Source organism: Brevundimonas sp., assembly GCF_035627475.1.
Lineage (GTDB): Bacteria > Pseudomonadota > Alphaproteobacteria > Caulobacterales > Caulobacteraceae > Brevundimonas.
In genome coordinates, this window is record NZ_DASPLR010000019.1 from 43,793 (window position 1) to 50,431 (window position 6,639).

General features: G+C 71.7%; 6 protein-coding genes. All 6 read right to left on the reverse strand.

The features are described from left to right. Positions 1 to 47: 47 nt before the first annotated feature. The 6 genes from VEA62_RS04710 to VEA62_RS04735 all read right to left on the reverse strand — a co-directional run bounded on the left by VEA62_RS04710 (position 48) and on the right by VEA62_RS04735 (position 6,565). Entirely contained in the window at positions 48 to 1,589 is a 1,542-nt protein-coding gene (locus VEA62_RS04710; RefSeq protein WP_324819066.1) for a S49 family peptidase, read from the reverse strand. A gap of 11 nt (positions 1,590 to 1,600) precedes the next feature. Beyond that, positions 1,601 to 3,241 (reverse strand): phage portal protein, encoded by a 1,641-nt coding sequence (locus VEA62_RS04715; protein WP_324819069.1) that lies wholly within the window; start codon positions 3,239 to 3,241, stop codon positions 1,601 to 1,603. A 111-nt stretch (positions 3,242 to 3,352) separates the two neighbouring features. Continuing rightward, complete coding sequence (locus VEA62_RS04720; protein ID WP_324819071.1) at positions 3,353 to 3,637, reverse strand: hypothetical protein; 285 nt, start codon at positions 3,635 to 3,637, stop codon at positions 3,353 to 3,355. Positions 3,638 to 3,656: 19 nt separating this feature from the next. Further along, entirely contained in the window at positions 3,657 to 3,884 is a 228-nt protein-coding gene (gene gpW, locus VEA62_RS04725; protein WP_324819074.1) for a gpW family head-tail joining protein, read from the reverse strand. Continuing rightward, the gene (locus tag VEA62_RS04730) at positions 3,884 to 5,974 is read right to left on the reverse strand and encodes a terminase gpA endonuclease subunit (protein WP_324819078.1); all 2,091 of its coding nucleotides are present in this window, start codon (positions 5,972 to 5,974) and stop codon (positions 3,884 to 3,886) included. Before VEA62_RS04730 ends, gpW begins: the two co-directional genes overlap by 1 nt. A 6-nt stretch (positions 5,975 to 5,980) precedes the next feature. After that, positions 5,981 to 6,565 carry a hypothetical protein gene (locus tag VEA62_RS04735; protein WP_324819081.1) on the reverse strand — a complete coding sequence of 195 codons (585 nt, stop codon included), beginning with the start codon at positions 6,563 to 6,565 and terminating at the stop codon, positions 5,981 to 5,983. Between the last annotated feature and the right edge of the window lie 74 nt (positions 6,566 to 6,639).

Consider the following 6,639-nt stretch of genomic DNA (forward strand, 5'->3'; position numbering starts at 1 on the left):
GGCGGGAGCCCCGGCCCGTCAGGGCGCGGGCCGGGGCTGGTGTCGGATCAGGCCGCCGCGGTGCGCCGCGCCTCGGCCCGGCGGGCCAGGGCGGAGGGCTGAGCATCGCCGCTGGAGCCGGCCGTCGCGTCCGGGCCCAGGCGCTTCGAGCCGGCCATGGCGGCGCCCAGCTGGCGGACGGCCTTGGGCGCGGAGGCATGGGCGGCGATCGTCGCCTTGAACTGGGCGAAGGTCTGGCCGGTCGCGATGGCGGCGTTGGCCAGGTGCGGATGGGCCTTGGCCTCGGCGCTGCCGGCGATGCGCTGGGCGTCGGCCTGGGCGCCGGACTGGGCCGTGGTGTCGTCCGCCGGCGGATCGGCCGGAGGCTCTTCCTCGGGCTTCTCTTCCTCGTCCGGCTCGTCGAGGATTTGCTGAATGCGATCCAGCTTGTCCTCGGCGGAGGCGTCGATGGCGGCGATGCGCTCGGCCTTGGACTGGCGGGGCGCGGTCGTGGTGCTGCGCATGGGGGTCTCCTTGGATGCAGCGGGCGCGGAGCCGGAGACCGGAGCCGCAGGGGGTTGGGAGTCCTCGGCCGTGCCTTCGGCGGGCGCGGCGATGTGGGCCAGCAGCTGCTCGAAGGCCTGCTCTTCCGTGGCGATGCCGTCGACGAAGCCCAGCGCCTCGCCGGAGCGGGCAGGGTCGTCGTGGCGGGCCATGTAGGCGTCGGCCTGGGTGGCGAGCAGCGCCTCCCCGGTCAGGTGAGGCCTGCCGGCGGAAACGTCGGCGATGAAGTCGCGCCCTACCTGGGCGACATCGGAGGTGAGCGCCGTCAAGGCGGTCTCGCTCAGTGACTTCCACCAAGCCCCGTCGGTCTTCAGGCCGTCTGCCGGGAACTCAATCGACGTGATCTCCACGCCTTCCTTGGCGAGCGCTGCGGACCAGTTCTCGTGCACGATGACCGCGCCGATGGATCCGACCAGGCCGACGCCCGGCGCCAGGATCCGGTCCGCCTGGGCGGCGATCCAGTAGGCGGCCGAACAGGCCATGTCGGCATAGACCCAGATCGGCTTGCCGCCGGCGGCCTCGCGGTTGTCGCGGATCAGGGCCGCCAAGGCGGGCAGCCCGCCGCCGACCACGCCGCCGGGGCTGTCCAGGCGCAGGAACACGCCCTTGACCCGTTCGTCGGCCAGAGCCTCCCGGAACGCGATCGTCAGGGTGTCGTAGCCGTGGAAGACGTCGCCGCACCAGATGTCGCCGCGCTCCACCAAGGGCGTGTCGCAGCAGATCAGGGCGACGCCGCGGTTCAGGCTCCAGCAGAAGCCAAGGTCGTCAGGCTCGCCGGCCCAGCGCGGGGAATAGGCGAGGCGCTCCTCCAGCGGGACTTCGGGGATAGGGTCGCCCGCGGCCTCGGCGTCCTCCATCGCGAGCGGCGCTCGCCGGCCCTGCCCCACGAAGCTCAGCTTGCGCAGGATCGCGTCCATGCGGCTGGGCCGCTCGAAGGCACGAGGGTCCAGCGCCCGCAGCCGCTCGGCGTACGACCGGGCGGCTGTGGACGTCATCAGGACGGGGCGGCCCGCATAGCGGGTCGCGAGGCTGGCGGGATCGCGCATGGGAACCTCGGTCAGGCCGCGCGCTCGGCCAGCGCGGCGTTGTGGGCGGGATCGCGGCTGGTCTCGGCGGCGCGGGCCAGGGCGCCGGACTGCGTGTCCAGCTCGAGTTCGGCCCGGCGGGCCTTCTCGCGGGCCTGCTGCTCCAGCACTTCTTCCCAGTCCTTGCCCTGCTCGGCGCATTCGTCCTCGAGGGTGGAGACCTTGGCCTCAATCCTCGCGGCGGCGGCGTCGATCTCCTTGGTCGGGTCGATGAAGCCGCGACCGGGACCGATCCAGCGCGACTGGGCGTAGGCGTCGACCGCGTCGTAGAAGTCCGGCGCGCCTGCGGGCATCTCGACGTAGCCGCTGTCGAAGGCCTCTTCGAGCCAGGCCACGAACAGGGGCTTGACGATCTGGGCCTCCAGCCGCGCCACCAGCTCCTGGGTCTCGTTCCAGGCCGGGATCATGGCCGCCCGCGCCGACGAATAGTTCGTCTGCGAGTAGTCCATGGTCAGCTCTTCGTAGGTCACGCCCAGCGAGGCCGCGATCAGGCGGATGACGGCGCGGATGAAGGCGTCGAACTGGCTGACGTCCTTGGCGCCGGTCTGCATCTGGATCTCGTCGCCGAAGGGCAGCACCGGCATGCGGGCGCCGCCGTCCAGCGAGACGGGATGCTTGTCGTAGAAGCCCTCGCGGCTGCTCTCGTAGCCGCGGATGTCCTCCATCGACAGGCTCTCGGACACGGCGTCCGGACCGGCGCTGGACTTGATGAAGGCCACCATCAGGGCGTTGATCGTGGCGGCCTGCAGGGTCGCGTCGGTGAAACGCGACAGGGCGCGGAAACTCTTCAGCGAGGCGGCGAAACGCGAGACGCCGCGCGTCTGGCCCGCCTCCTCGCAGTCGAAGGTATGCAGCACCTGGGGGCGGCCCCAGGGCGTGAAGCGGTCATAGCCGGTCCAGTTCGGCCGCGCCGTGGCCACGCCCAGCTCGGAGGGGTGACGCTCGCGGATCCAGTAGCGCACCGGCACGCCGGCGGCGTTCCGCTCGACCCCGCCCGCCAGCTGCGGGCTGTTCGGCTTGCCCGTCGGGTTGGACAGGCGGTCCGGGTGGACGATACGCAGCCGGGTCCGATAGCGGGTCGGCTCGTCGTCGGCATACTCGACCAGACCCAGCGCCTCGCCGTCGATCATGTCGTGGCTGACGATGAGGCCCAGCAGCTGGCCGAGGTTCTTCTGGCGTTCGGCGTCGATCTGGAAGTCGTGGCCGTAGGCGAAGGGCCGAAACTCGGTCTCGATGGCGGCGCCCAGCTCGCGGGCCTGCTCGATCGAGATCCCCAGCGCGCGATAGTCGGGCCGCGACGAGAGGCGCCAGCCCTTGCCCACGGCGGCCGTGCGCTTGCGCTTCACCGCCGACTTGGCGACCGGGTCGTTGCGGTGCAGGGCCCGGACCCGGGCGACCGAGGTGTTGCGGTGCGGCAGCCAGGCCCGGTCGGGCGAGCGCATGGTCGCCACGTCGGCCATCATCGGGTCAGTCTGGGAGCCGGCGTCATAGGCGGCCGGGACCAGGCTGTCGCCGATGGTCCCCACGCCGCTGGCCATGGCGCGCACGACCATGCCCACGCCCTGGGGCAGCGGGCGACCGGACGCGTCGAGCAGGCGGCGGGGCTGGGACATGGGCGGGAGCCTCCGGCAGAGGGTGGAGAGGGGCGGCGCGGCCCGGACGCGCATGGCCACGCACGCCCCTCTCCGATGCGCGGCATGCGCAACGATGCGAGCGGCGCTCGCTTAGACGAGAGGGCTCGCTACCTCGGCGCTCGGCTGAACATTTTCGGAGGCGGAGGCCGGAGCGGCGACCTCCGGCGCCGGCTTCTCGCGGCCCTTCCTGCCCGGCTTCTTCTCCTCCGGCGCGGCTTCGCCGTCGCCGGCGAGCGCCTGCAGCTCCTTGTTCGCAGCGTCGACCCGCGCGATCAGCGTCTGCGGCACGGGCCGGGACGGAAACTTCACCAGGGCGGTGACGGCAGCAGCGTGCTCTGCGCTGGCCACGGCGAGGCGCTTTATCAGATCAGTCATCGGTCCCTCCTTCGGGGGTTCAGGTCCGCCAGCGGAAGCCGATGGCTCCGCGTCGGCGTCCGGTGCGGCTGGCGCCCTCGGCCTCGAGGGCGCAGATCTCGGCGTCGAGCCGGTTCAGGTCGGCGGCGCCGTAGTCGACGCGGCGGCCGTGGGCGGTGACGCTCTCCACCTGGCTGCCGCTGATCAGGCGGTCGCGGGCGGCCTTCAGCGACGCCAGGCGTGCGGCGTCTTCGGTCGAAAGGGCCATCAGAGCTTGCTCCGGCTGTCGTGCCAGCCCCGGCTCTCGTTGCCCGGGTTCTCGGCCGTCTTCGCTTCCGGGACCTGCGGCGGCGCGGCGTCGGCGTGTTCGAACAGCGGCAGCACGGCCTCGGGCCGGGCGGCGCGCGCCTCGAACAGCATCTGCCACTCCTCCGGCGTGCGCCGGAACGCGCCTCGGAACCAGGCCAGGCCGCGGGCATAGACCGCGAGGTCGAGCCGCTCGTTGGCCTGGCCGGCGATGCGCTCCCACCAGCCCCGCGCGTTCGACCGCATGGTCTTCGGCTGGCGGAAGACCTCGGCCACGTACTGCTTGAAGTCCTCGTGGGTCGCGTCGGCCGGGTTGTAGAGCCCGCCCGGCAGCCGCCCCGTCTCCTCCGTCGCCGCGATGGTCGTGGCCAGCATGGCGTAGACGGCCGACTTCAGTCCGTAGCCGCCGACCAGGTGCGGCTCGACGGTCAGGCCGCCCGACTTCAGGTGGATCGTGCGCCGCTTCCCCTTCACCAGGGGCAGGGAGTCCGGATCCGACGCGCCCTTGATCGCCACCACGTTGTGACGGCCGCGCACGAAGCGATAGACCCGCTCGGTCACGCCCTTCTTGCCGCCCAGGTCGATGCCGAAGATGTCGAAACCCAGCGGTATGGTCGCCTCGCCGTCGAAGCGGCGGGCCACGACCTGGGCCAGGGCCGACCAGGCCTCCGGCTCCAGCGGGTCGATCTCGATCACGCCCCAGTCGAACCGGGCCATCGAGAGGTCCGGGCCGACGGCGTAGGCGTCCCACTCCACCCGGTCGCCCTGGACGTCGGCGGCGCCGATGATCTCGCAGGCCCAGGCGGGGACCAGGCCACGCTTCACGAACCGGCCGCGCGACTCGAACAGCTTCTGGTGCGGCGGCGCATCGACCGTGGGGTCGTAGGCCATGCCCAGCTTCTGCTGGGTGAAGACCTTCAGCGCCTCCGGATCCTTGCCCGTGGCCACGTCGCGCTTGGCCTGGTCGTACTCGTTCCAGAGCAGAGTCCAGGACTTGAACGGCGAATAGAGCTGCGACAGGTGGAAGCTCGGATCCCGCCCGGCCGAGCCGCGCGAAAGCCAGTGCGCCAGCCAGGAGGCCGGGAAGGCGTCCGGCGGGGCCGGGTTCAGGGCGTTCACCGCCGCGTACTTGTCGTCCGGGTCGCGGTCCTCGTAGGTCTTGATCCAGCGGCCGCCCGCCAGCATCGCCGGCTTGTGCACCTCGTCGATCTGCTGCTCGCAGCCGGCGCACTGATAGGCGACGCGGCCGGCATGGGCCATGGACGGGACGAGGCGGTCCAGCAGCAGATGCTGCCTGGCCTCACAGTGCGGGCAGGCGACGTAGTACAGCCGCTGGTCGCCCCGCTCGTACATCACCGTGATGCGGCAGTCCGGCAGGGTCTTCGGCGTCGACAGGTACAGGCCCTTGAAGTCCTCGTGCCCGTCGCCGCGCGTCTGCGCCTGCTTGATCGGGTCGCCCCGCCCGCCGGCGTCGGCCGGGAATTCGGACACCTCGTCGCAGATCAGGCGCTTCACCGAACGGCCCTGCAGGCCCTTCGACGAGATCGCCGTCGTCACGATCAGGAAGCCGCGCCGGAATCGCTTGGTGGTCGAGGTCGAGCCGGTCCGGCCGCGCTCGACCACTTCGAAGATGCGCTTCCTCAGCTCCGGCGTGGCGTCCACGGTCGGCTGCCACTTGGTGACGTTCCAGTTCCGCAGCTCGTCGAGGCTGGGCAGCACCATCATCATGGCCGTCGGGTCGTCGACGACGGTCTGGCCGATCCAGTTCAGCGCGATCTCGGACTTGATCAGCTGGGCGCCGGCCTTGATCGTCACCGATCGGGCCGGATGGTCCGCGTCCAGGCACTCCATCGGCTCGACGCCGTAGGGCGTGGTGGCGTTGCGCCACTTCCCCGGGCGCGATGACCCCGATTCCGCCCCGACGTACCGCTCTTCCTCGGCCCACTGCGCCACGGAGCGCATCGGCGCGGGCTCGGCGGCCTCCGCCAGGGCGCCGAACACGACCGTGCCCGCCCTGGCCAGGCCGGCGATGCCGGCGAAGGCGCTGGCCATGGCCGGTCAGTGCGCTCCGGCGGCGAGCAGGGGCAGGTCGGGGTCGATATCCGCCGGATTCGACGCCGCCGAGGCGTCCTGGTCGGCCAGCTGCTGCATGTCGCGCGCGAACTGGCCCATGACCGCCTCGAATTCCTTCGCCAGGTAGCGCGCCAGGGCCACGGCCTTGTCGGGCGCCACGCCGAACTGGGTGCAGATGCCCGCCGCGGTGTCGCGATGGCCCTGGCTGACCCGTTCCCGCAGTTTCGCCACCGCCTGGGCCGCCGCATCCTCGACGGCGGACACCTCAACCAGCTCGCCGGCCATCTTGCCCAGCTCGAGCCGCTTGATGGAGAGCTCGACGCCCTCCTTCTCCGCCTTGGCCGACCGCTGCGCCGGCGCCTGCGGCGCACGAGCGGCGCTCGCGCCCTGCCCGCCGACGATTTCCAGCGCCCGCAGCCGCTTAGCCTCGTCCATGTGGCCTTCGAGCAGGACCAGAGACGCCTCCGCGTCCACCCCGCCCTCGCCCTCGACGATTCGACCGGCCCCGGCGTGCTTCGAGATCATCTGTTTCGAAACGCCGCAGAGCGACGCGAAGGCGGACCGCTTCATGCGTCAACCCTCCCGTCCACCGACAACCGTTTTCGTAAACCGGTCCACTAAAAGACCCTGGGGCCCCGAAATGC